Annotated in this window: 21 protein-coding genes and 1 tRNA gene; 14 read left to right on the forward strand and 8 right to left on the reverse strand. The window is 68.3% G+C overall.

Annotation, left to right across the window (positions count from 1 at the left end):
* Positions 1 to 21: 21 nt before the first annotated feature.
* Complete coding sequence (locus A9310_RS11055) at positions 22 to 600, reverse strand: nitroreductase family protein (RefSeq protein WP_065630656.1); 579 nt, start codon at positions 598 to 600, stop codon at positions 22 to 24.
* 40 nt (positions 601 to 640) lie between these two features.
* Entirely contained in the window at positions 641 to 2,257 is a 1,617-nt protein-coding gene (locus A9310_RS11060) for an MFS transporter (RefSeq protein WP_065630690.1), read from the reverse strand.
* Between the two features lie 121 nt (positions 2,258 to 2,378).
* Between A9310_RS11060 and A9310_RS11065 the strand changes: the two genes are divergently transcribed.
* Positions 2,379 to 3,041 carry a TetR/AcrR family transcriptional regulator gene (locus A9310_RS11065; protein ID WP_065630657.1) on the forward strand — a complete coding sequence of 221 codons (663 nt, stop codon included), beginning with the start codon at positions 2,379 to 2,381 and terminating at the stop codon, positions 3,039 to 3,041.
* 275 nt (positions 3,042 to 3,316) lie between these two features.
* Here A9310_RS11065 and A9310_RS11070 read toward each other — a convergent pair whose 3' ends face one another.
* Complete coding sequence (locus tag A9310_RS11070) at positions 3,317 to 4,540, reverse strand: mannosyltransferase family protein (protein WP_254661237.1); 1,224 nt, start codon at positions 4,538 to 4,540, stop codon at positions 3,317 to 3,319.
* Between the two features lie 226 nt (positions 4,541 to 4,766).
* Between A9310_RS11070 and A9310_RS11075 the strand changes: the two genes are divergently transcribed.
* A complete protein-coding gene (locus tag A9310_RS11075) occupies positions 4,767 to 6,032 on the forward strand; it encodes an aspartate kinase (RefSeq protein WP_065630659.1) in 1,266 nt (421 codons plus the stop codon).
* Between the two features lie 2 nt (positions 6,033 to 6,034).
* The gene (locus tag A9310_RS11080) at positions 6,035 to 7,060 is read left to right on the forward strand and encodes an aspartate-semialdehyde dehydrogenase (protein ID WP_065630660.1); all 1,026 of its coding nucleotides are present in this window, start codon (positions 6,035 to 6,037) and stop codon (positions 7,058 to 7,060) included.
* Here the strand turns inward: A9310_RS11080 and A9310_RS11085 are convergent.
* Positions 7,057 to 7,776 carry a FadR/GntR family transcriptional regulator gene (locus A9310_RS11085; RefSeq protein ID WP_065630661.1) on the reverse strand — a complete coding sequence of 240 codons (720 nt, stop codon included), beginning with the start codon at positions 7,774 to 7,776 and terminating at the stop codon, positions 7,057 to 7,059. The two genes, A9310_RS11080 and A9310_RS11085, sit on opposite strands and share 4 nt — an antisense overlap.
* Before the next feature lie 125 nt (positions 7,777 to 7,901).
* Between A9310_RS11085 and A9310_RS11090 the strand changes: the two genes are divergently transcribed.
* The 7 genes from A9310_RS11090 (at position 7,902) to A9310_RS11120 (ending at position 14,557) form a co-directional block, all read left to right on the forward strand.
* Positions 7,902 to 8,420 (forward strand): gluconokinase, encoded by a 519-nt coding sequence (locus A9310_RS11090; protein WP_065630691.1) that lies wholly within the window; start codon positions 7,902 to 7,904, stop codon positions 8,418 to 8,420.
* A complete protein-coding gene (locus tag A9310_RS11095; RefSeq protein ID WP_065630662.1) occupies positions 8,420 to 9,814 on the forward strand; it encodes a GntP family permease in 1,395 nt (464 codons plus the stop codon). The genes A9310_RS11090 and A9310_RS11095 overlap by 1 nt, the downstream gene beginning before the upstream one ends.
* Before the next feature lie 31 nt (positions 9,815 to 9,845).
* Positions 9,846 to 11,267 (forward strand): hypothetical protein, encoded by a 1,422-nt coding sequence (locus A9310_RS11100; protein WP_254661234.1) that lies wholly within the window; start codon positions 9,846 to 9,848, stop codon positions 11,265 to 11,267.
* 127 nt (positions 11,268 to 11,394) lie between these two features.
* The gene (locus A9310_RS11105; protein ID WP_065630663.1) at positions 11,395 to 12,657 is read left to right on the forward strand and encodes a lipase family protein; all 1,263 of its coding nucleotides are present in this window, start codon (positions 11,395 to 11,397) and stop codon (positions 12,655 to 12,657) included.
* Positions 12,658 to 12,720: 63 nt separating this feature from the next.
* Entirely contained in the window at positions 12,721 to 13,410 is a 690-nt protein-coding gene (locus A9310_RS11110; RefSeq protein ID WP_065630664.1) for a hypothetical protein, read from the forward strand.
* 129 nt (positions 13,411 to 13,539) lie between these two features.
* Positions 13,540 to 13,971: an organic hydroperoxide resistance protein gene (locus tag A9310_RS11115; protein ID WP_065630665.1), complete on the forward strand. Its 432-nt coding sequence runs from the start codon at positions 13,540 to 13,542 to the stop codon at positions 13,969 to 13,971.
* A gap of 112 nt (positions 13,972 to 14,083) precedes the next feature.
* The gene (locus A9310_RS11120) at positions 14,084 to 14,557 is read left to right on the forward strand and encodes a Dps family protein (protein WP_065630666.1); all 474 of its coding nucleotides are present in this window, start codon (positions 14,084 to 14,086) and stop codon (positions 14,555 to 14,557) included.
* A 77-nt stretch (positions 14,558 to 14,634) separates the two neighbouring features.
* Here the strand turns inward: A9310_RS11120 and A9310_RS11125 are convergent, their stop codons facing one another.
* Positions 14,635 to 15,174 carry a hypothetical protein gene (locus tag A9310_RS11125; protein ID WP_254661235.1) on the reverse strand — a complete coding sequence of 180 codons (540 nt, stop codon included), beginning with the start codon at positions 15,172 to 15,174 and terminating at the stop codon, positions 14,635 to 14,637.
* A gap of 263 nt (positions 15,175 to 15,437) precedes the next feature.
* Between A9310_RS11125 and A9310_RS11130 the strand changes: the two genes are divergently transcribed.
* Entirely contained in the window at positions 15,438 to 16,814 is a 1,377-nt protein-coding gene (locus A9310_RS11130) for a DUF2252 domain-containing protein (protein ID WP_065630694.1), read from the forward strand.
* A 21-nt stretch (positions 16,815 to 16,835) separates the two neighbouring features.
* Positions 16,836 to 18,200 carry a dipeptidase gene (locus tag A9310_RS11135; protein ID WP_065630667.1) on the forward strand — a complete coding sequence of 455 codons (1,365 nt, stop codon included), beginning with the start codon at positions 16,836 to 16,838 and terminating at the stop codon, positions 18,198 to 18,200.
* Here the strand turns inward: A9310_RS11135 and A9310_RS11140 are convergent.
* The gene (locus A9310_RS11140) at positions 18,187 to 19,254 is read right to left on the reverse strand and encodes an acyl-CoA dehydrogenase family protein (RefSeq protein ID WP_065630668.1); all 1,068 of its coding nucleotides are present in this window, start codon (positions 19,252 to 19,254) and stop codon (positions 18,187 to 18,189) included. The genes A9310_RS11135 and A9310_RS11140 overlap by 14 nt on opposite strands.
* A gap of 213 nt (positions 19,255 to 19,467) precedes the next feature.
* On the opposite strand from A9310_RS11140, the gene A9310_RS11145 reads away from it, so the two are divergent.
* On the forward strand, positions 19,468 to 19,911 hold the full coding sequence (locus A9310_RS11145; protein WP_065630695.1) for a helix-turn-helix transcriptional regulator: 444 nt from the start codon (positions 19,468 to 19,470) through the stop codon (positions 19,909 to 19,911).
* 65 nt (positions 19,912 to 19,976) lie between these two features.
* Here A9310_RS11145 and A9310_RS11150 read toward each other — a convergent pair whose 3' ends face one another.
* Positions 19,977 to 20,591, reverse strand: coding sequence for a lipocalin family protein (locus tag A9310_RS11150; protein WP_065630669.1), 615 nt, complete (start codon positions 20,589 to 20,591; stop codon positions 19,977 to 19,979).
* A 141-nt stretch (positions 20,592 to 20,732) separates the two neighbouring features.
* Positions 20,733 to 21,158: a hypothetical protein gene (locus tag A9310_RS11155; RefSeq protein WP_058251076.1), complete on the reverse strand. Its 426-nt coding sequence runs from the start codon at positions 21,156 to 21,158 to the stop codon at positions 20,733 to 20,735.
* A gap of 200 nt (positions 21,159 to 21,358) precedes the next feature.
* Here A9310_RS11155 and A9310_RS11160 point away from each other — a divergent pair.
* Positions 21,359 to 21,432 (forward strand) — tRNA-Pro (locus A9310_RS11160).
* Positions 21,433 to 21,449 lie beyond the last annotated feature (17 nt).

The following is a 21,449-nucleotide window of genomic DNA, read 5'->3' on the forward strand; positions in this document are numbered from 1 at the left end:
CTCGTTCGTCACATTCGCCGGTCAGGCGCCTGCGGAGTCCGGGAACGCGGGACGTCCCCAGCGGCCCGCGAACGCGACCTCGGACAGCGGGAGCCGGGTGCGGGGTTTCTCGTCGCGGGCGCGGATCTCCTCGGGAAGGGACGCCGGGTCGGCGAGCGCGCCGACTCCGAGCAGCACCAGCGGTCGTTTGTCGGCGGGGATCCCGAAGATGTCCCGGGCTGCCTCGGCGTCGAAACCGGCCATCGGATGGGCATTGAAGCCGAGGGCCTCGGACTGCAGGATCATCTGCGCCACCGCCAGTCCACAGTCGACGGCCCCGTACGTGTGGGCCTTCGCGTCGTCGGGGTCATCGGTGGTACAGACCAGGATCAGGGCTGCCGAGCGCGGCGCCCACCCCGAGTTCCCCCGGGTCAGGACGCCGGCGAGGGCGTCGAACGTCGGGTCGCCGCGCAGTCCCGCGATGAAGCGCACCGGCTGCACCCGGCCCCAGGTGGGAGCCCAGCGCCCGGCGTCGACGATCGTGGTGACGTCGTCGAGCGAGATGGTCGAGGACGGATCGTAGCCGCGGGCGCTGCGGCGGCCCGAGATGAGTTCGTGCATCCGCCCGAGGGTAGTGGCGCGGCGATCGCCGGGCTCGCTGTCAGGAGTCGGTGCGTGCGACGCCCACGGGACCGGTCGCCGGGAGCGAAGCGAGCGGGACCGAATCAGCACCGTCGGGAAGTTGCACCGCGGCGACCTCGGCCTGCGGATCGGTGGGCTCGTCGCGCATCACGAACAGCAGGACCGTGCCGAGTGCAAGGAGCGCGAGACCGCTCGCCAGCGACGCCGCGTGCATGCCGTCGACGAAGGCCTGCTTCGCGGCGGTGGCCAACCCCTCTCCGGCCGAACCCATGTCGGTCGCCCGGTGCAGGGTCTCGCCCAGGGTGTCGCCGAACGACCAACCCCGGTCGCCGTCTCGGAACACGAGGGTGGCCAGCGATCCGAGAAGGGCCAGGCCCATCGCGGTCCCGAGCTCGAAGCTCGTCTCCGAGATGCCCGACGCGGCGCCCGACCGCTCCGGCGGCACCGAGCCGACGACCACGACCGACACCAGGCTGAACTGGATGCCGTAGCCGACGCCCGCGATCGTCGTGCACAGCACGTACACCCAGACCGGGGTCGAGGTGCCGAGGGTCAGCATGCCGAGATTGCCTGCGGCGGCCAGGCCGACAGAACCGACGAAGGCCAGCCGGGTGCCCAGGAACGCGGCGACCCGGGTCGCGCCGATGGAGAACACCGCCACCGCGACGGCCATCGGGAGGCCGGCGATGGCCGCGGCCAGGACATCGTGGCCCATGACCGACTGGAGGTAGACGCCGGTCAGGTACGACATGCCGCCGAGGGCCATCATGCCCATCAGCGCAACGGCGACCGCTCCGCTGAACTGCGCATTGCCGAACAGCTTGAGGTCCAGGAGCGGTGACGTGACCCGGCGCTGGTGCAGCAGGAATGTGACGAGCAGCGCGGCACCCACCACTCCGGCGACGACCACGCCGGTCGTGGCGCCTTCGCTCGCGACCGTCTTGACGGCATAGACGAGCGGGAGGATTCCGGCCATCGAGAGCACGACGCCGACGACGTCGAACGGGTCGTTCGTCGCGGCCCGGTACTCGGGGATCAGGCGCGGCCCGAAGACGAACAGTGCGGCGAGCACCGGGACGTTGATGAGGAAGACCACGCCCCACCAGAAGTGGTGCAGCAGAACGCCTCCGATGACCGGGCCGACCGCACTGCCGCCGGCGAACGCCGCGGTCCACACACCGATCGCGCGCCCGCGCTCGCGGGCGTCGGGGAACATGTTGGCGATGAGCGACAGGCTCGAGGGCAGCAGGGTGGCACCGCCGATGCCCATGAGGGCGCGCGCCGCGATCAGGATCTCGGGCGAGGGTGCGAAAGCAGCGATGACCGACGCGATGCCGAACAGGGCGGCGCCGGCGAGGAGGATGCGTCGACGGCCGACGCGGTCCCCGACATTGCCCATCGTGATGAGCAGCCCGGCGATGAGGAAGCCGTAGATGTCGAGAATCCACAGCTGCTGGGCTGCGGACGGCGCGAGGGCATCGGTGATCGACGGGATGGCGAGGTACAGCACCGAGACGTCCATCGAGACCAGGAACACCGGCAGGGTCAGCACGGCCAGTCCCAGCCACGTTCGCCGGTCGGCGGTACCCGAGGTGGTCGGGCGGAGCCGGTTCGACGGGTCGAGCTGGGCGGACATCATTCCTCCTTCGCGGCAGACGGCAGCTACCTGCGCGTACGGTGTACGCGGGTCAGCGTACGGGGATGAGTACGCTGTACGCAATCGGATTATTCCCGCCCTGAGCAGGAGGAACGAGAACGTGACGGCCGACACCTCGAAACTGTCGACGGCGACGATCGTCGATGCCGCCATCGCCGTGGCCGACGATGCCGGGATCGGCTCGCTGTCGATGCGGCGGGTCGCCGAGAAGCTCGGGGTCGGGGCCATGTCGCTGTATCGCCACGTCGAGGACAAGGACGCGCTGCTGCAGGCGATGTCGACCGAGGTCGGACGGCGGTTCCCGTACCCCGTCGACACCGCGCCCGAGTGGCGGGCACGGGTCGGGATCGCCGTCGACGTCGACTGGGACCTCTACACCCGGCATCCGTGGGTGGTCCTGGCCTACTCATCGCCCCGGCACAGTTACGGCGAGGATTCGCTGGCGTGCCTCGACTGGCTGGCGGCCGGATTCCTCGAGCTCGGCGTCGGCATCGAACGCGCCACCGACATGGCGCTGTCGGTCTGGAGCTTCGTCCACGGCGTCGCCCTTGTCGCGGTGAGCGATCAGTTGCTTCACGACGACGCCCTGCTGCCGTCCGCGGGACTGGCCGAGGTGATCTCGGGGGAGTCAGAGGTCGAAGTCCCGTCGCATCTCGCCCGCCTCGCCGGCCGTCGCGATGCCGGCCGGCTGCTCGATCCCCGGGCGCGCCTCGACGCCGGAATCGATTACCTCTGCCTGGGATTCGCGGCGTCGGCGGTGTGACAACCTTCGGCTCCCTGAGAGGCGAGCGAAGAGGGTTTTTCTGCTCCCTGAGGTGCGAGCGTAGCGGGTCGTCTCCTGCTCCCTGAGGTGCGAGCGTAGCGTGCCTCGAAGGGTCTCGCACGGCATCTCACCAGGCCCTTCGAGGCTCGTCGCTATCGCTCCTCGCACCTCAGGGAGCAGAGGGTCCGCTCGTCGCGCTTGGGGGCAGAGGGGGTCCGCTCGTCGCGCTTGGGGGTAGAGGGGTCGCGCTCCTCGGGGAGCAGGGCAAGCGGTTGTCACATGGCGTGGGGGAACACGGTCAGCATGTGCGCGCCGAACCACGAGCTGCCGACCACGATCGGCACGACGATCAGTCCCGCGACCACCGGCCGCATCCGCGCCAGCGCCATCGCCAGCGGGATCAGCAGGACGAAGGCGGGCAGCAGCAACCGGGGCCGGCTCATCATCAGTCCGCTCGACAGCACGATCTGCGCGACCAGCAGCGAACCGTAGAGCAGGACCGGCCACGGCACCCGTGACCAGACGGCGACGCCCAGCATCACCAGCGTGCTCAGCACGATCCACGACGTGGCCACGGGGGCGATCTCGGCCGAATGGACGAGCATTTCGTTGATGAACTCGAAAGCGGCCACGCCCCAGTCGAACTGGGTGTCCCAGCCCTCGGTCTGGATGCGGAACCACCCGGTCGGCGACCCGGTGTGCGCCCACACCACGCAGAGATAGGCGAGGTAACCGAGCGGGCTGATGACGATGGCGACGACCGCGCGAACGCGTGCCGCTCTCGGGACGTCGGTGCCGCGCGCCTGCCACAGGAACACGAGGGCGGCGAGCATCACGACCCCGATCAGGACCGCCGCCGTCGGCCGGCACAGCCCGCAGAGCCCCGCGACGACGCCGGCGAGGAGCCAGCGCTTCTCGAGGACCCCCACCAGCGCCCACACCGCGAGCGCGCAGAACAGCGCCTCGGTGTAGGCCATGTTCAGCACGATCGACATCGGCGTCGCCGCGAAGAGCACCACCAGGAACAGTCCGGTTCCGCGTTCGGGTGCCGGGCCGATCGGGGACCGTCGTGCCATGAGTCGGGCGCACACCATTCCGAGACGTGCTGCACCGATCGCCGCCACGCATCCCAGGATCAGGTTCACCGTGATCGCCGCACCGAAGGGACTCAGGCCCGGCAGCTTCGCGATCAAGCCCACCAGGTACGGGTAACCGGGAAAGAAGGCGTACGCGGTGTCGACGGTGTGCAGACCCCGGGCGTCGGTGAGCGTGTAGGGCACGCCGTCGTAGCCGTGGGTCGCGATCGCGATCATCCACTGCCCGTCCCAGACCGCCAGGGAGTCGCCCAGCGTGGTGCCGCGGAGATCGGCGAACCGCGCCAGGACGAGGATGCCGATGGCGCGGATGACGAGAAAAACGAGCAGCGCGTCGAGCCACCAGCGATGGCTGCGGACCGCGGCGGGAGACGAACCGAGCGGACCGAAATAACCGCGGGTCATCGACGCCAGTCGACGACCGTACCCGTTCGTACCGACGGGACCGGTTCCGGTGTCACCGACGTCGGTTGGGGAGGCCACGCGAGCGATCCTAGGGCGGATCACCTCGGTCCGGTCCCGTCGGGTGGGGCGGAGACCAGGTCAGAGCGGTCGCGGCGGTCCCGGTAAGGTTGTCCCGGCAAGTTGACGTCTATCGACCGGCACACTGGCCGGCGGGAGGTAACTCGACGTGGCCCTCGTGGTGCAGAAGTACGGCGGATCCTCGGTCGCAACGGCCGAACGCATCCGTCGCGTCGCCGAGCGGATCGTCGAGACCAAGAAGCAGGGCAACGACGTCGTCGTGGTCGTGTCCGCGATGGGCGACACCACCGATGAGCTGCTCGACCTCGCCCAGCAGGTCAACCCGGCGCCGCCGGCCCGTGAGATGGACATGCTGCTGACCTCGGGTGAGCGGATCTCGAACTCGCTCGTCGCGATGGCGATCAGCTCGATGGGCGCGCAGGCGCAGTCGTTCACCGGCTCGCAGGCCGGTGTCATCACGACGAGCAGCCACGGCAAGGCCAAGATCATCGACGTCACGCCCGGGCGCGTTCGCAGCGCACTCGACGAGGGCAAGATCGTGCTGGTCGCCGGTTTCCAGGGCGTCTCGCAGGACACCAAGGACGTGACCACACTGGGACGCGGCGGCTCCGACACCACCGCGGTCGCGCTGGCGGCCGCGCTCGAGGCCGACGTCTGCGAGATCTACACCGACGTCGACGGCGTCTACTCGGCCGATCCGCGGATCGTGCCCGACGCCCGCCGTCTCGACACCGTCTGCTTCGAGGAGATGCTCGAGCTGGCTGCCTGTGGCGCCAAGGTGCTGATGCTGCGGTGCGTCGAATACGCGCGCCGATACAACGTTCCCGTTCACGTGCGCTCGTCGTACTCGACCAAACCCGGCACCATTGTGACCGGATCGATGGAGGACATCCCCGTGGAAGAAGCCATTCTCACCGGCGTCGCACATGACCGCAGCGAGGCCAAGATCACCGTCGTCGGCCTCGATGACAAGCCCGGTTACGCCGCGCGGGTGTTCCGCGCCGTGGCCGACGCCGAGATCAACATCGACATGGTGTTGCAGAACGTCTCGAAGGTCGACACCGGCAAGACCGACATCACCTTCACCCTGCCGCGCGAGCTCGGGCCGCTCGGCGTCGAGAAGCTCACCAAGCTGCAGACCGAGATCGGGTTCACCGATCTGCTCTACGACGATCACATCGGCAAGGTGTCGCTCGTGGGCGCGGGCATGAAGTCGCACCCCGGTGTCACGGCCACCTTCTGTGAGGCCCTCAGCGAGGCCGGCGTGAACATCGAGCTGATCTCCACCTCGGAGATCCGGATCTCGGTGCTGTGCCGGGACACCGAACTCGACGACGCGGTGCGCGCTCTGCACGCCGCCTTCGATCTCGGCGGCGAAGAAGAAGCCGTCGTCTACGCCGGAACGGGGCGATAGCAGTGGGCGTACGTATCGGAGTCGTGGGCGCGACCGGTCAGGTCGGCGCCGTCATGCGAACCCTGTTGGCGGAGCGCAACTTCCCGGCCGACGAGGTGCGCTTCTTCGCGTCCTCGCGCTCGGCGGGCAAGAAGCTGCCGTGGGGCGACGGCGAGATCGTCGTCGAGGACACGGCCACCGCCGACCCGTCCGGACTCGACATCGCGCTGTTCTCGGCGGGTGCCACCATGTCGCGCGAACAGGCGCCGCGGTTCGCCGAGGCCGGCGTGACCGTCATCGACAACTCGTCGGCGTGGCGCAAGGATCCCGATGTGCCGCTGGTGGTCTCGGAGGTCAACGGTGAGCTGGCGAAGAACCCGCCCAAGGGCATCATCGCCAACCCGAACTGCACCACGATGGCCGCCATGCCGGTCCTCAAGCCGCTCCACGATGAGGCGGGCCTGCAGCGACTGATCATCTCGAGCTACCAGGCGGTCTCGGGTAGCGGTCTGGCCGGTGTCGACGAATTGGCCACCCAGGTGCGTGCGGTTGCCGGCGACGCGGAGAAGCTCGTGCACGACGGTTCCGCCGTGGACTTCCCCGCCCCGAACAAATACGTCGCGCCCATCGCGTTCAACGTCGTGGCGCTCGCGGGTTCGCTCGTCGACGACGGTTCGGGTGAGACCGACGAGGACCAGAAGCTGCGCAACGAGTCGCGCAAGATCCTCGGGCTGCCCGAACTCCTCGTGAGCGGAACCTGCGTACGCGTGCCGGTGTTCACCGGCCACTCGCTGTCGATCAACGCGGAGTTCGCGAACCCGCTGTCGGCGGCACGTGCACAGGAGATCCTCGGTGGCGCAGCGGGTGTGGAGCTCGCGGACGTGCCGACGCCACTGGCCGCCGCCGGCAAGGATGCCTCGCTGGTCGGCCGGATCCGGCAGGACCCGGGTGTTCCGGACGGCCGCGGTCTCGCGCTGTTCGTCTCAGGGGACAACCTCCGGAAGGGCGCTGCCCTCAACACGATTCAGATCGCCGAGCTGCTCGTCTAGAGCACCTCAGGTGGCGGGGGCGATACAGCAGCCGCCGCTTCGGTGATGATCGCGCGCATCGACGCCTCCGCGACCTCCGGGTCGTGGAGGCGTATTGCTCTGGCGACGTCGTCGTGCAGTGCGATGGCCACCGGATTCGGTGTCGCGGGCATCATTCCGTGGTGGGTGCGGCCGGCGAGGACCTCGTTCACCACCCCGGTGAGCGACCGGAACATCTCGTTGCCGCTGGCCTCCAAGAGCGTTCGATGAAAGACCTTGTCGGCCAGCAGGTACGACTCGAGGTCGCCGTTGCGCCCGTGTACCGACATGTCCGACACGGCTGCCGCCAGGATGCGGCACTGGTGCTCGTTCGCGCGCTCGGCGGCGAGGGCCGCCGCCACCGGCTCGAAGCCGCGTCGTAGCTCCGAGAGGGTGGCGAGGAACTCGGCGCGGTCGGCGCCGTCGAGGCGCCAGCGGATCAGCCGGGCGTCGAACACGCTCCATCGGGTCCGCGGCTGGATCGTGATGCCGACGCGGCGCCGGGATTCGACGAGGCCCATCGACTCGAGAACCCGGATCACCTCGCGGGATACCGTCCGCGACACCCCGTGGTCGGCGCTGATGGCGTCGAGGGTCAGCACGCTGCCGGCCGGCTGCGCTCCCGAGACGATGCGTCGGCCGATGGCCGCGAGGATCTCGTCGTGCCGCTCGCCTGTGCTCCGTGTGCCCTGACTCACCGTTTCATCTTCTCATTCATCGAGGTACGGACAAATGTGCGTACTTAATGGTCGCGAGGGCTTGCAAAAGTATGACTATTGAGGCAGCCTACGTGATCAGCAGCACAGCGTGGTGAGGAGTGAACATGCGATCGCCGATCGTCGTCATGGGGGTGTCGGGGTCCGGGAAGTCGACCGTCGGGGCGGCGTTGGCACAGCGCCTGCGGGTGCCGTTCGCCGACGCCGACGACTTCCACCCCGCCGAGAACATCGCCAAGATGTCGGCGGGAGAACCGCTCGACGACGACGACCGCCGACCCTGGCTCGAGTCGATCGGCGTCTGGCTCGCCGAACACGCCGACGGCGGTGTCATGAGCTGCTCCGCGCTCAAACGGCATTACCGCGACCTTCTTCGTGATCACGCACCGACGACGCTGTTCGCGCATCTGGCCGGGTCGGTCGAGGTCATCTCGCGACGGCAGGCATCACGCCCGGGGCATTTCATGCCACCGACCCTGCTCGCCTCGCAGTTCGAGACCCTTGAACAGCTGACCCCCGACGAACGCGGCCTGACCGTCGACGTGGACCAGAGCGTGGACGCCATCATCGACGAACTGGTCGAGGCCCTCTCGAACAGTTCCGATCTCGACGCCGAGGAGAACTGATGTCGCCGACCACCACGATTCTCGCCGCGAGCACAGATCTGCCGCAGCCGGTCGCGCCCGGCTGGCAACTCATCGTCGCGGCGCTGGCGGGTATCGCCGTCATCGTCGTGGCGATCACGATCGCCAAGGTCCATCCCTTCCTCGCGTTGGTGGGCGGCGGCGCGACCGTCGGCATCGTCGCGGGTGAGTCGATCCCGACGGTCCTCGAGTCGTTCACCGCCGGATTCGGCACCACCGCAGCGGGAGTCGGCATCCTGATCGCACTCGGCGCCATGTTCGCCAAGCTGCTGGCCGACTCCGGTGGTGCCGACGAGATCGTGGACACGATCGTTGGTCACGCCTCACCGCGGATGCTGCCGTGGGCGATGGCGCTCGTCGGCGCCATCATCGGTCTGCCGATGTTCTTCGAGATCGGTCTCGTTCTCTTGATGCCGGTGATCTACCTGGTGGCCCGACGCTCGGGTCTCGGCCTGATACCGATCGGCATTCCCGCACTGGCCGGGTTGTCGGCGATGCACGGGTTCGTCCCGCCGCATCCCGGCCCGCTCGTGGCGATCGACGCCCTCGGCGCGGATCTCGGCATGACACTCGGAATCGGTGTGCTGGTTGCCATCCCGACCATCATCGTGTCCGGGCCGCTCTTCGGCGTGCTCGCCGGGCGATGGGTGACGGTCGAGGCCCCGACGACCTTCGACGTCGATCCGTCCGACGGCCCGACCACCAAGCGACCGTCCTTCGGGATCACCATGTTCAGCGTTCTGCTGCCCGTCTTGCTGATGCTCGGCAAGGCACTCGCCGAGATCTTCATCGCCGACGAGGACCAGCCCGTGCGCAAGGTCCTCGACATCCTCGGCACGCCCCTCATCGCGCTGCTCATCGCGGTGATCGTCGCGATGTTCACCCTCGGCCGCGGTTCCGGCATGGATCGCGAGACCATCTCGAAGTGCACGGGCGCGGCACTCCCCGCGATCGCGGGCATCCTGCTGATCGTCTCCGCGGGTGGCGGATTCAAGGAGGTCCTCGTCGACACCGGGATCGGCACCCTGCTCGCCGACTGGGCGACCGGCGCGAACGTCTCGGTGCTCCTGCTGGCCTGGACGCTCGCGGCGCTGATCCGCCTGGCGACCGGATCGGCGACCGTTGCCACGATCACCGCGTCGTCGCTGATCCTGGGTCTGGTCGACGGGATGGGTTCGGGAGAACTCTCGCTGGTCGTCCTGGCGATCGGTGCCGGGTCGGTGTTCCTGTCCCACGTCAACGACGCCGGTTTCTGGCTGGTCAAAGAGTACTTCGGGATGACCGTCGGCCAGACCTTCAAGACCTGGTCGATGATGGAGACGGTCCTCTCGGTGACCGGATTGATCGTGGTACTCGCACTCGGTCTGGTCATCTGAGCCGGCCCTCTGTGCGGTAGCTTGACCACTCATGACACGGAAGATGCGGGTCCGGGCGGCGGTGGTCACCGGGGTTCTGACGTTGGCGGCGACGCTCGCGTACCCCGCAGCGGCACAACCCGATTCGCCGAGCACCGGACTCGGACCGAGCGACACCTCGCTCATGCACGGCGACCTCGCCTCCACGGACTCCACGGCGCATCGAGGCCCCGGCCGCGGGGCTCGACTGGCCGGCTCCTCGATCCCGGGCGGCGCCTGCGCGGCAACGTTCGTGGGACGCGACGGGATGCCCGTCGCGTTGTGTACGCAATTCGTCGGATCGTCGCCACCGGCATTCGCGGTGCCGTCGGTCGTCCTCTTCGATCCCCGGACCGCGCAACCACTGGCGTCGACGCAGCTGACGAAGGGCGGACTGCTCGGCGGCGTGTACGGCTATCTCGACGATCGCGACCGGGTGGTCGTCGCCGACGGGTCCGGGTCGATTCTCCGTGTCGCGCATGCGAAGACGGCCAGCGGCTGGCGGGTGTTCGTCGACGATCGGGTCGACGTCGACCACGCGATACCGGCGGGTGACGCGATCACCGGCCTGGCGCCCGACTTCGACGGCCGCGTGTGGTTCGCGACGACGCGCGGGGTGGTCGGGACAGTCGACCGGCACGGCGCTGTGCGGTCCACCCGGCTGCCCGCGGGAGAGGAACTCGGCAACGGCCTGTCGATCCGGCGGACGGGGGCGTCGATCCTGACGACGCACGCGCTCTACGAGATGCGTGCCGATCCGGGTGCGGCACCGGAGGTCGTCTGGCGTCGCGCCTATGACCGGGGGTCGGCACGCAAACCCGGACAGCTCACCTGGGGCTCGGGGACGACGCCGACGTACTTCGGTCCCGGTGGCGATGGCTGGGTCGCAATCGTCGACAACGCGGAACCGCCGGATCTCCGAGTGCTGCGCAGCGATGACGGCTCCGAGGTCTGCCGCATGCGGGCCTTTTCGACGTCCGGGCCGGGCACCGAGAACTCGCCGATGGCCTGGGGCAACTCGCTGGTCATCCCGAGCACCTACGGCTACCAGTACCCGCCGGTGGCGGTGCAGGGGCCGTCGGACCCGGCCGATGCACCGTTCGTCGGCGGCGCCACCCGCATCGATGTCGGGGAAGGCGGCTGTCGTCGCGTGTGGGAGAACGGCGACCGGATCGCGACACTCCCCAAGTTGTCCCGCGCGGACGGTCTGATCCACGCGATCGGGTATGGCCCGATCCGGCCGAACCTCCCACAGCAGTTCGGCGAAGTCGACTATGTGGCAACCGACTTCGCGACCGGCAGGCGGGTCGCGACGGTGCCGGTCGGGACGGCGCCGTTCGACGAACCACTCGAGCTGACCGGGACGATCACGGCCGACGGATCGCTGTGGCAGGCAACGCTCGGTCGCATGCTCAAGGTGACGCCGGGCCGCTAGGCCGTCGATCGGCGACACCCCTGTGGCCCTCTGCGAGGCGTCACACACTCGGAAGCGACACCAGTCACCTGACTCAAGTTACTGTGCGGTAGGTTACACAGCCATGAACTGGACGTCGGGGAGAACCATGACCCATCGCAGGACATCGAGACGGATGCTCGGGATCGCCGCGCTGGTGGCAGCGTGCGTCGCGTCGCTGGCCCCCGCAGCGGTCGGTACTGCAGCGGCGGCGGATTTCTACACCCCGCCGGCCCGGTTCGCGTCCGAGCCGGGATCGGTGATCCGCAGTCAGCCGAGTCCGCTGCTGCTCCAGATCCCCGGCATGGCGGGTCAGTGGCCGGGGACCGCCCGCAAGGTCATGTACACCTCGCGTTACCAGGACGGAAAACCCGCCGCGGTCACCGGAACCGTCATCGAACCCACCGCGCCATGGCGCGGCAAGGGACCGCGACCGACCGTCGTCGTCGGCTCCGGGACCATCGGTCAGGGCGACCAGTGTGCGCCATCGAAGCTGATGACCATTCCGTTCGCGGTGGATCTGATGAAGCCGGGCATCTCGGTGAACTACACCGCCCCGGAGATGTACTACATGCTGGTCAACGGCGTGCGGGTGTTCATCACCGATTACATCGGGATGGGCACGCCCAGTGTCCACACCTACGTCAACCGGGCCGAGTCCGGGCAGGCGATGCTCGACGGCGCCCGGGCCGCACTCGCGATCTCGGGCGCCTCGAAGGACGCTCCCGTAGGTTTCGCCGGTTACTCGCAGGGCGGTGGCGCAGCCGCGTCGGCCGCCGAACTCGCCGAGACCTACGCACCGGAACTGGACGTGCGCGCGACCTACGCCGGCGCGCCCCCGGCCGACCTCGAGAAGGTCATCCCCGCGATCGACGGCACCACCATCGCGGGGGCGATCGGCTTCGCCATCAACGGGCTGACCGAGCGGTACCCGAACGTCGCCGACGTGGTGCGACGAGAGACCAACCCCACCGGCAAGGCCGCGCTGAAGCAGATCTCGACCAGCTGCATCGGGGACATCATCCCGGCCTTCGGTTTCCGCCGGGTCGAGACCTGGACCCGAACCGGCGAGACGCTGTCGTCCCTCATCGCACGATCCCCCGGACTGCAAGAGGTTGTCCGCCAGCAGCGGATCGGTCGCCTGAAGCCGAACGCGCCCGTCTTCGTCGAAGGCGGACTGCACGACGACGTGATCCCGTATGGCCAGGTCGCGCAGCTCGCGGCGGACTGGCGCGCCAAGGGCGCCGACGTCACCTTCGTGGCCGACCCCACCCCGCCCATCTTGACGAAGTCGATCGTGAACCATGTCGTCCCCATGCTCGGCACGTTCGTCCCCGGGATGGAGTTCGTCCTCGCCGAGTTCCGGAAGTGAGCCGCTCGCGGCCGAACCTCCTCGACGCTGGAGGCCCGCCGGGGTGAGTGGCAGGATCGGGGCATGACGGATCCGAAGGACCCGGCCGGGGGCGCGTCCGGCGATTCTGCCGCGGATGACCCCGATCGCGTCCCGAGCCAGGCCGAGCTCGACGCCGAGGATCTGGCGGCCATCGAGCGGTCCTCGCGCGATCGGGACCAGTCCGCGCTCTATCCGACGCGGCCGGGCGATCCGGGACCGCCGCCGGAGGCGCTGGCGGTGCACGCACGCATCGTGTGGTGGGGCGCGGCCGTGATCGGTCTCGTGCTGACGATCTACGGCTTCTTCAACCTCGGCACCATCACCGACGATCTGCGCAACCGACTGCTCGAAGGCGTGGTCTCGGACCCGGCGAACTCCGCACCCGAGAGTGAGGTCGAGACCCTCGCCGGCTTCTTCCCGCCGTTCATGCTGGTGATGATCGTCGTCGTGCTGGCCATCGAGTACGCGTGCCTGGTGACCGCCGCGTCGCAACACAGCCGGCATCTCCGCAACTTCTTCCTGGCCGCCGTCGTCGTGCATCTGCTGTGCATCCCCGTCGGAGTCGACCTGCTGTTCCGATACCCGGACGTGTCGTCCGTCATGGTCGTCCTGAGCTACCTCCAGTTCGGTCTCCTGGTGGTCGCCGCCCTCTGCACCCTCCGGCGACCGGTCAACCAGTGGCTGCCGGAGTCGACCCGGATGAAGCCCACGCGGATGATGCGCGGACGGTGAACCGGACTCCGACGCCGGTGTCGTGACCATCACGTCGCCGTCGCCGGTGTCGTCGGAATGTTCCGCGAGCGGGGTGGGTTGAACCGACCGTTGGCCCGAACCCGCACTGAGCATCCAGGAGGATTTCGAATGGCAATCGAACCGGTGTACACCATCTCGTCGAAGGCGTCCGGCGGCGGACGCGACGGCGAAGTCGTTTCGGCGAGCGGCCAGATCGATCTGGACCTGCGGCCGCCGAAGGAGCTGGGTGGCAGCGGTGAGGGGACCAATCCCGAGGAATTGTTCTCGGCGGGCTACGCCGCCTGCTTCCTGAGCGCGCTGCGCGCCACCGCCAAGCAGGCCGATACCCCGGTGCCCGACGGGGCGACCGTGGACGTGGCCGTTGGGATCGGAAAAGACCCGGCGGACAACGGGTTCGGTCTCACCGTCGCCATCGAGGTCTCGCTGCCCGGCCTCGACGAGGCCAAGGCCAAGGAACTCGCCGACCTCGCCTACACATTCTGTCCGTACTCGAAGGCGACCAAGGGCAACATCGACTCGTCGGTCACCGTACGCGTCTGATCGTTGAGCCGTGCGGGGTGTCGGTGTCGGCGCCCTTCGTGGCTCGTCGCTATCGCTCCTCGCACCTCAGGGAGCAGAGGTAATCCATAGGACAAGAAGGGAGTTCTTGATCATGACCAACCCGATCACCAGCACGCTCACCGACGAGCAGCAGTCCGTCGCCGGAAAGGCGTTGCAGGACACCCTCGTCGACCTCATCGACCTGACGCTCATCGCGAAGCAGGCGCACTGGAACGTCGTCGGCAAGCAGTTCCGGTCGGTGCATCTCGACCTCGATGAACTGGTCACGGTGTCCAGGGAGTTCACCGACGCGGCCGCCGAGCGGGCCACCGCGATCGGCGTGAGCCCGGACGGCCGTGCCGAGACCGTCGCAAAGACCGCCCACACCAAGGGGTTCGGTGAGGGCTGGACCAAGGACAGCGACGTCGTCGAGTCGATCGTCGACAATCTCAAGGCAGTGGTCGCGGGTCTCCGCGAGCGAATCGGGGTCACCGAGGAGGCCGATCCGGTCACTCAGGACCTGCTGATCTCGTTCGCGTCGAAACTCGAGCAGCTGCACTGGATGTGGCAGGCGCAGATCGCGTGAGCGAGTACGCCTGACCCTCTCACAGCAACGAACCCCCGTCGACTCGCGACGGGGGTTCGTTGTGTCCGGGGGCCTGATCAGTCGACGGACCGAGCAGATCCGGGGATGCCGGGATCGGAGGTGCCGGGATCGACGGCGTCGACGGCGGGATCGGCGTCATCGTCGGCATAGGAGTCGCTGAAGGAGACCCGAGGCGTGGTCGCCGAGTGGTAGAGCGCGATGCCGACGTACACGAGGGCGGCCACCGCGAACACCGCGGACACGAGGATCGCCGCGATGTGTGCGACGGTCGCGAACACCCCGTCGAGCGGTCCGGTCGCGAGCGCTCCCGCACCGGCCAGCGCCGCGCCGAGCAGAGCCCACGCGGCACTCCGTATCCACGGGGCCACCACCGAGACGTAGAACAGCCGTTGGTAGATGGTCAGCGAGAACTCGTCGACCGCGGCCAGCCGGACCTCGTCGCCGCCGGCGAGGTCACGCAGTTCGCGCGCCAGCTGGGTCTGACGCTGCAGACTCGTCGATTCCCGTTCGCGGTACCGCACGAACCCGATGACGCCGAGCGCCGTCGCCACGAGCCCCAACCCGACCATCACACCCCAGTAATCCACGACGTTCACGCTACAACTAGAACCTGTTGCAGTCGTGAAGCGGGTCACACGCCCTGGGCGGCGGTCGGCAGATCCCGGTGGACGCGACCCGGACGACCGAGGGAACGTGGCGCAGATTGATCACCGATCCATCGGCGGAACCGCCGACGGGCTGGAAGAATTCTCCCTCGGAGGACTTCGTTTTCGGCGGCGTTCACCCGCGGGTTCCGACCGGGCCCGGACACACGGACCTCTGCCTGTGGCGGGGCCGCATCGACGTGAAGGAGCACTCCGTGTCGACACTTCTGTCCACTCCGCCCACCGCTGTCGAACTCGCCGCGTGCCCGACGCCGACGGAGCGGGCCGACCCGCTGCGCATCCTGGAAGCGCAGGCGCAGACCCGGGTCGCCGATCTCGTCCCGGTCCGGCACGCGCGGATGTCGGCGACGCCGTTCACCTTCTATCGTGGTGCGGCCGCGGTGATGTCCGACGACCTGTCGAGAACGCCGGACACCGGGATCATCACCCAGCTGTGCGGCGACGCGCACCTGAGCAATCTGGGCCTCTTCTTCAGCCCGGAGCGTCGAATGGTGTTCGACCTGAACGACTTCGACGAGACGCACATCGGACCGTTCGAGTGGGACGTCAAGCGTCTCGCCGCGAGCTTCGCGATCGCGGGGCGTAACAACGGATTCGACGACGCGACCAACCGCAAGGTCGCCAAGACCGTTGCCAAGGCGTACCGGCGGGCGGTCGTGCGCAGTGCGTCGAAGACGACTCTGGAGAACTGGTACGCCGGGATCGACGTCGACCATTTCCTGGCGGAGTTCGGACCCAAGCTGGACACCTCGATGAGCGAGCGGACGCAGAAGGCGCTGAAGAAGGCGCGGCACCGCGACAGTGCGCAGGCTCTCGCGAAGCTCTGTGTGATCGGCGCCGACGGCTCCGCGCACATCCGCAGCGACCCGCCGCTGCTGGTACCCCTGCACGAGCGGTTCCCGGCCGAGACCGCCGAGATCGTGGCCGAACGGGTCCGCGAGCGGGTCAGCGCCTACCGCGACACCGTGCCCTTGCACGTGCAGGCGCTCCTCGACCAGTTCGCGATCGTCGACATCGCGTTCAAGGTGGTCGGCGTCGGCAGCGTCGGCACGCGGGCGTGGATCATCCTGCTCACCGGCAAGGAGCTGGGTGATCCGTTGTTCTTGCAGGTCAAAGAAGCGCAGCGGTCGGTGCTCGCCGACCATGTGCCGGCATCGGGCTTCGACAACCAAGGGCAGCGGGTGGTCGAGGGACAACGCCTGCTCCAGGCGACGAGCGACCTCTTCCTCGGCTGGTCGACCGGGATTGACGAGAACGGTGAGCGACGCGACTTCTACGTGCGGCAGCTCCGCGACGGAAAGGGCTCGGTCGTCGTCGAGGCCCTGGGCGCGGAGGGGATGAAGTTGTACGCACAGCTGTGCGGGCTGGTTCTCGGTCAGGCACATGCCCGGACCGCGAGCCGGTTCCGGATCGCCGAGTACCTCGGGACCACCAAGGGTTTCAGTGACGCCATCGCCGAGTTCTCGCTCGCGTACGCGGATCTCAACGACTCCGACCACACCCGGATGATGGAGGCCATCGGTCGAGGCGAGCTCGAGGTGTACGACCTGGCGGCCGAGGGTAAGAGTTGAGTCCGGCAGGGAAGGTTGCCGGTGGAACCGACTGCGCGCGAGGATGAGACGTCGTTGCGGGAGCAGGTCGCCGCGCTGATGCCGCAGGCGAGATCGGATCTCGCGGAAATGGTCCGGTTCCGGTCGGTGCACGCCCCACAGCAGTTCCCCGTCGAGGAGTGTGACGGGATGGTCGACTGGCTGCTGGCGGCCTTCGGTGCCGTCGGCGTCGACGACGCCGCCGCACATGTCACCAGCGACGGCAGCAAGGCGATCACCGGGTCCATTCCCGGCCCGGAGGGTGCTCCGACCGTCCTGCTCTACTTCCACCACGACGTGCAACCGCCGCTCGGTGACGACGAATGGGACTCTCCCGTCTGGGAACTGACCGAGCGGGGCGGGCGGTGGTACGGCCGCGGAGCTGCCGACTGCAAGGGCAACATCGCCGTGCACCTCACCGCGTTGCGCGCACTCGCCGGCCGGGCCGGGGTGACGGTGAAGATCATCGGCGAGGGGTCCGAGGAGCAGGGGACGGGAGGCCTCGAGGACTTCGCGGTCCGCAATTCGGACTTGCTTGCCGCCGATGCGATCCTGATCGCGGACTCCGGCAACTTCGCGGTCGGGAAACCGAGTCTGACGACGACGCTGCGCGGCATCGCGAACGTCGTCGTGTCCGTGGAGACGCTGGGGTCGGCGATGCACTCCGGAATGTTCGGCGGGGCCGCCCCGGATGCACTCGCGGCGCTCATCTCGATGCTCGCGACCCTGCGTGACGAGCACGGCAACACCACCGTCGCCGGACTCGATGCCGACGCCCGGTGGCCGGGTGTGTCCTACCCGCCCGACCGATTCCGCAGCGATGCAACGGTTCTCGACGGGGTCGACCTGGTCGGATCGGGATCGGTGTCCGACATGGTGTGGGCGCGCCCGGCCGCGACGGTGCTCGGCATCGACTGCCCGCCGGTGGTCGGATCGTCGGCGGCGGTGCAGCCGCGGGCGCGGGCGCGCATCAACCTCCGCGTGCCACCGGGGATGGACCCGATGGTTGCGCAGGACGCGCTCGTCGAGCACCTCCGTCGCGTCGCGCCCTGGAACTCACGGGTGTCCTTCGAGCGCGAGGCGGTGGGCGCGCCCTTCGTCGGATCCACCAGCGGTCCGGCGTACGACACGCTCACCGGCGCCCTGTCGACCGCCTACGACAGCGAGGTGCTGATCCAGGGGCAGGGTGGATCGATCCCGTTGTGCAACGTTCTCCAATCGCTGTACCCCGACGCCGAGATCATGCTGTTCGGCGTCGAGGAACCGCGGTGCCTGATCCACGCACCCAACGAGAGCGTCGACCCGTCCGAGATCGAGCGGATCGCCCTGGCCGAGGCGCTCTTCCTGCGCGACTTCAGGTACCGCTGAAGCGGTGTAGCAGAGCTGTTTTGAGTTCCGGGCGGCTCGCGGCCACCAGGACGAACGCGGCTTCGCGGAACAACCGTTCGGAATCGCTCCCGCGCACGACGCCGCGGCCGCCGTCCGCGGACACCAACGCGGCCGCGGCGTCGAGCGCCAGAGCCGCGGCGTCGGCCCGGGCCGCCAGCAGTGCGGTGGCATCAGCCATCCCGGCGTCGAGCGCGGTTCGGACGACGTCGGCGCGCTCGCGCAGCGCCCGCCCCTCCCGGTGGTGGCCGCCGACATCGAGCAGTGCCGCACAGCGCCGCACCAGACCAAAGGGCAGGGTGCCGTTCAATCGGACGCCGACGTTCTGGGTCGCGAAGAATTCCGCGAGGCCCACGCGCGTGACCTCGCGATCGAACGGGACCATCAGACCGTCGACCCGTAGGGACACCGTGGTCGTCGCGGCGGCGGCGGACAGATCCACGGGCGTTGCCCGGACCGCTGCGGACGACCTGCCGCCGACCAGGTCGGGCATGCGCAGGATCGCGGAGATGACGTCATCGGTCGCGGCGTCGCGCGCCGAGATCTGGAGCAGGTCGACGACACCCCAGCCGCTGACGAACGGCGCATGCCCGTTCAGGAGCCAACCGTCGTCGGTGCGCGTCGCGACCATCCGTGGTGGCGTGGGGACGACTCCGGCGTAGGCGACGCCCGCGCGTAGACGTCCGCTCACGGTCGCGTCGAGGAGTTCGCCACGTAGCTCGTCGTTGGTGCTCCGGGCGAGGGACAGGACGACGCCGTGGTGCTGGATCCAGGTGAAAGCGGTGGCGAGGCAACCACTGGTGAGCACTTCGAGGATCTCGGTGACCTCACCGAATTCGAGTCCCGGCCCGCCGGCCTCGACCGGCGCCGCGATGCCGTACAGGCCGGCGTCGGCCAGCGCTCGCCAGTGGGATTCGGGGACCGCTCTTGTGCGGTCCACCTCGCCGGCCGCCGGGAACAGGACCTCGTCGGCCACCCTGAGCGCTGCTGTTCGCAACTCGGCTCGTCGCTCGCCTCCGGCGTCCTGGGTGGTCACGACTCTCACAGTACGACGAGTGTCCGGGCCGGCAGGGAAGTTGGACGACTGACCGACTCCGCCGTCGCGGCCGTTCACGGAAGTTCGCGTCGCGCAGCACAATCGCGGGACCGGGATCCTTGAAAGTGGGACCAAAGGCCCAAGACCGCAGGTGTGACCGTCGATAAACTCGTGTATCGGGTGGGAGCATTCTCTCGCGTGGAAGGAACCCAGGTGACCGCAGTCCTTAATGGTCGTGACGTTCAGTCGATACGTGTTGTGCCGGAATCGGTTTCGAGTGTAGTACGGTCGGACGTCCGGACGAGTGAGCGGTACCTGCGTGCCGCGGTCGCCGACCTCATCGAACAGAATTTTCGTGATCCCGACTTCAGTGTGGAGGTCGTCGCCCGGCACCTGCACGTGAGCCGCCGGCACCTGTACCGGGTGCTCGCCGGTGGCACCACGTCGCTCGCCGAGATGATCGCCGATCGACGTCTGGAGTGGGCGGAGGGGCTGCTCTTGGGTCCGGGCAACCTGAAACTCGAGGCCATCGCCCACGCGTCGGGATTCGCCTCGACAGCGACGATGCGCAACCGCTTCCGGTCGAAGTTCGGCTGCACCCCCGACGAGTTCCGCCGGATGGCGCCGGCGTCGGGACCGGACGCCGAAGCCGGCTGAAACACCTCCGGCGCAGACCTTTTCAAGTCTGCGCCGGAGTCGTCGTCACCGTCTGGCGTTGACCGTCACACCGTGCAGAGCGGTGAATAGTCGCTGCGACCACCGGTGGTCGGCGAGACGAGGAACGTGCACGGGTTGTACCCGACCTTCTCGATCTCCTTGGTCAGGCGACGCAACTCCGAGTTGGGGACCACCTTGTCGCGCGACAGCAGGAATCCCGATCCGCGCGAGGGGTCCCCGACGATCGCGTACCGGTACGGCCCGGCGGGATCCGGCCCGTCTTCGAGGTAGGCGACGATGTAGTTCGGTGCGCCGCCCGGGTTGATGCTGCCCGGTGTCTGTGGGAACCGGACGCTCAGTTGGGCATTGGTCTGCGGGTCGACGACTGTCGCACGGCCGACGACGCCACCACGCATGCCGGTGGGGCCGGTGCACCGGTTGTCGACGCCGATCGTCTTGGCGTCGATGTAGGTGTAGGTCGCGCTGGTGTCCCGGGCGCAGGTGACCCCGAAGAAAGACGGCACGGTGGCGAGCTGCCACCACTTGCCGAGGTAGCGATCCACCTCGACCTTCGCCACGGGGGCCAGCGGTGCGGCTTGCGCCGGACCCGTCCCGGCGGCGAAGCCGACGCTGAGGAGGACGCCGGCGACAAGGGCTGCGAGGGACCGGGTGATGCGCATGGTGTTCCTTTCGGGCGGTTCGTCGTCGCGCCGCCCAGGTGGAGCAGCGTCACCAGACGATTCGGACCGGATACGCGTCGTGGATTGGTTCCCCGCAGCCCTCGTCTCAGCGAACTGTCGTCACTGCGTCAGAGCGGTCGGTCACAGGTTGTATTCGTTGTTGGGGTTCCAGGTGGAGACAGCCCAGATGACGATCAGGTCCAGCACGATGATCAGGATGGCCCAGGCCGGGTAGTAGGGCAGCCACAGGAACTGGGCGATGATCGACAGCGAGGCGATGATGATCGCAGAGATCCGCGCCCAGTCGGCGCCCACCGCGAGACCGCCGGCGACGAGGACTCCGACGATGCCGAGGATCAGGTGGATCCAGCCCCAGGTGGTGAGGTCGAACTCGAAGATGTAGTTCTGCCCGGCGACGAACAAATCGTCGTTCGCGATGGCCGAGATGCCCTGGAAGATCGAGACCAAGCCGGCCACGAAGAGCAGCGCGGCGGCCACGATCGCGATACCGAAGGCGAAACCCTGTTTGGCCGACGAGTTGGCCTGCTGATCGGGGGAAGCGCTCATTGTTTGGCGTGTCCTTTCAGTGGTTGTACGCCGACTCCCTGGTCCCGACCGACGGCGCGGCGGCAGTGGTACGGATGGACCACATCAAGGATGGGATGTGCGACGCTACTTCGCACGGGTTTCAGCCACACCGGGCACATCTTTGACCAGGCGATTTAGTAGTCGGCGGGGGCGGGGTATAAGCTATCGCAGGCTACACACGGGGTGTGGCGCAGCTTGGTAGCGCGCTTCGTTCGGGACGAAGAGGTCGTGGGTTCGAATCCCGCCACCCCGACGCAAGGTTGAGATTGC

Source organism: Gordonia sp. UCD-TK1, from assembly GCF_001691435.1.
Classification (GTDB): domain Bacteria; phylum Actinomycetota; class Actinomycetes; order Mycobacteriales; family Mycobacteriaceae; genus Gordonia; species Gordonia hongkongensis.

Bases quoted from the DNA above. Each gene is read 5' to 3' on its own strand.
- A9310_RS11120 (WP_065630666.1), top strand. From the start codon at position 14,084: ATGACCAACCCGATCACCAGCACGCTCACCGACGAGCAGCAGTCCGTC.
- A9310_RS11070 (WP_254661237.1), bottom strand. From the start codon at position 4,540: ATGACCCGCGGTTATTTCGGTCCGCTCGGTTCGTCTCCCGCCGCGGTC.
- A9310_RS11155 (WP_058251076.1), bottom strand. From the start codon at position 21,158: ATGAGCGCTTCCCCCGATCAGCAGGCCAACTCGTCGGCCAAACAGGGT.
- A9310_RS11110 (WP_065630664.1), top strand. From the start codon at position 12,721: ATGACGGATCCGAAGGACCCGGCCGGGGGCGCGTCCGGCGATTCTGCC.
- A9310_RS11090 (WP_065630691.1), top strand. From the start codon at position 7,902: ATGCGATCGCCGATCGTCGTCATGGGGGTGTCGGGGTCCGGGAAGTCG.
- A9310_RS11150 (WP_065630669.1), bottom strand. From the start codon at position 20,591: ATGCGCATCACCCGGTCCCTCGCAGCCCTTGTCGCCGGCGTCCTCCTC.
- A9310_RS11095 (WP_065630662.1), top strand. From the start codon at position 8,420: ATGTCGCCGACCACCACGATTCTCGCCGCGAGCACAGATCTGCCGCAG.
- A9310_RS11060 (WP_065630690.1), bottom strand. From the start codon at position 2,257: ATGTCCGCCCAGCTCGACCCGTCGAACCGGCTCCGCCCGACCACCTCG.
- A9310_RS11105 (WP_065630663.1), top strand. From the start codon at position 11,395: ATGACCCATCGCAGGACATCGAGACGGATGCTCGGGATCGCCGCGCTG.
- A9310_RS11055 (WP_065630656.1), bottom strand. From the start codon at position 600: ATGCACGAACTCATCTCGGGCCGCCGCAGCGCCCGCGGCTACGATCCG.
- A9310_RS11100 (WP_254661234.1), top strand. From the start codon at position 9,846: ATGACACGGAAGATGCGGGTCCGGGCGGCGGTGGTCACCGGGGTTCTG.
- A9310_RS11115 (WP_065630665.1), top strand. From the start codon at position 13,540: ATGGCAATCGAACCGGTGTACACCATCTCGTCGAAGGCGTCCGGCGGC.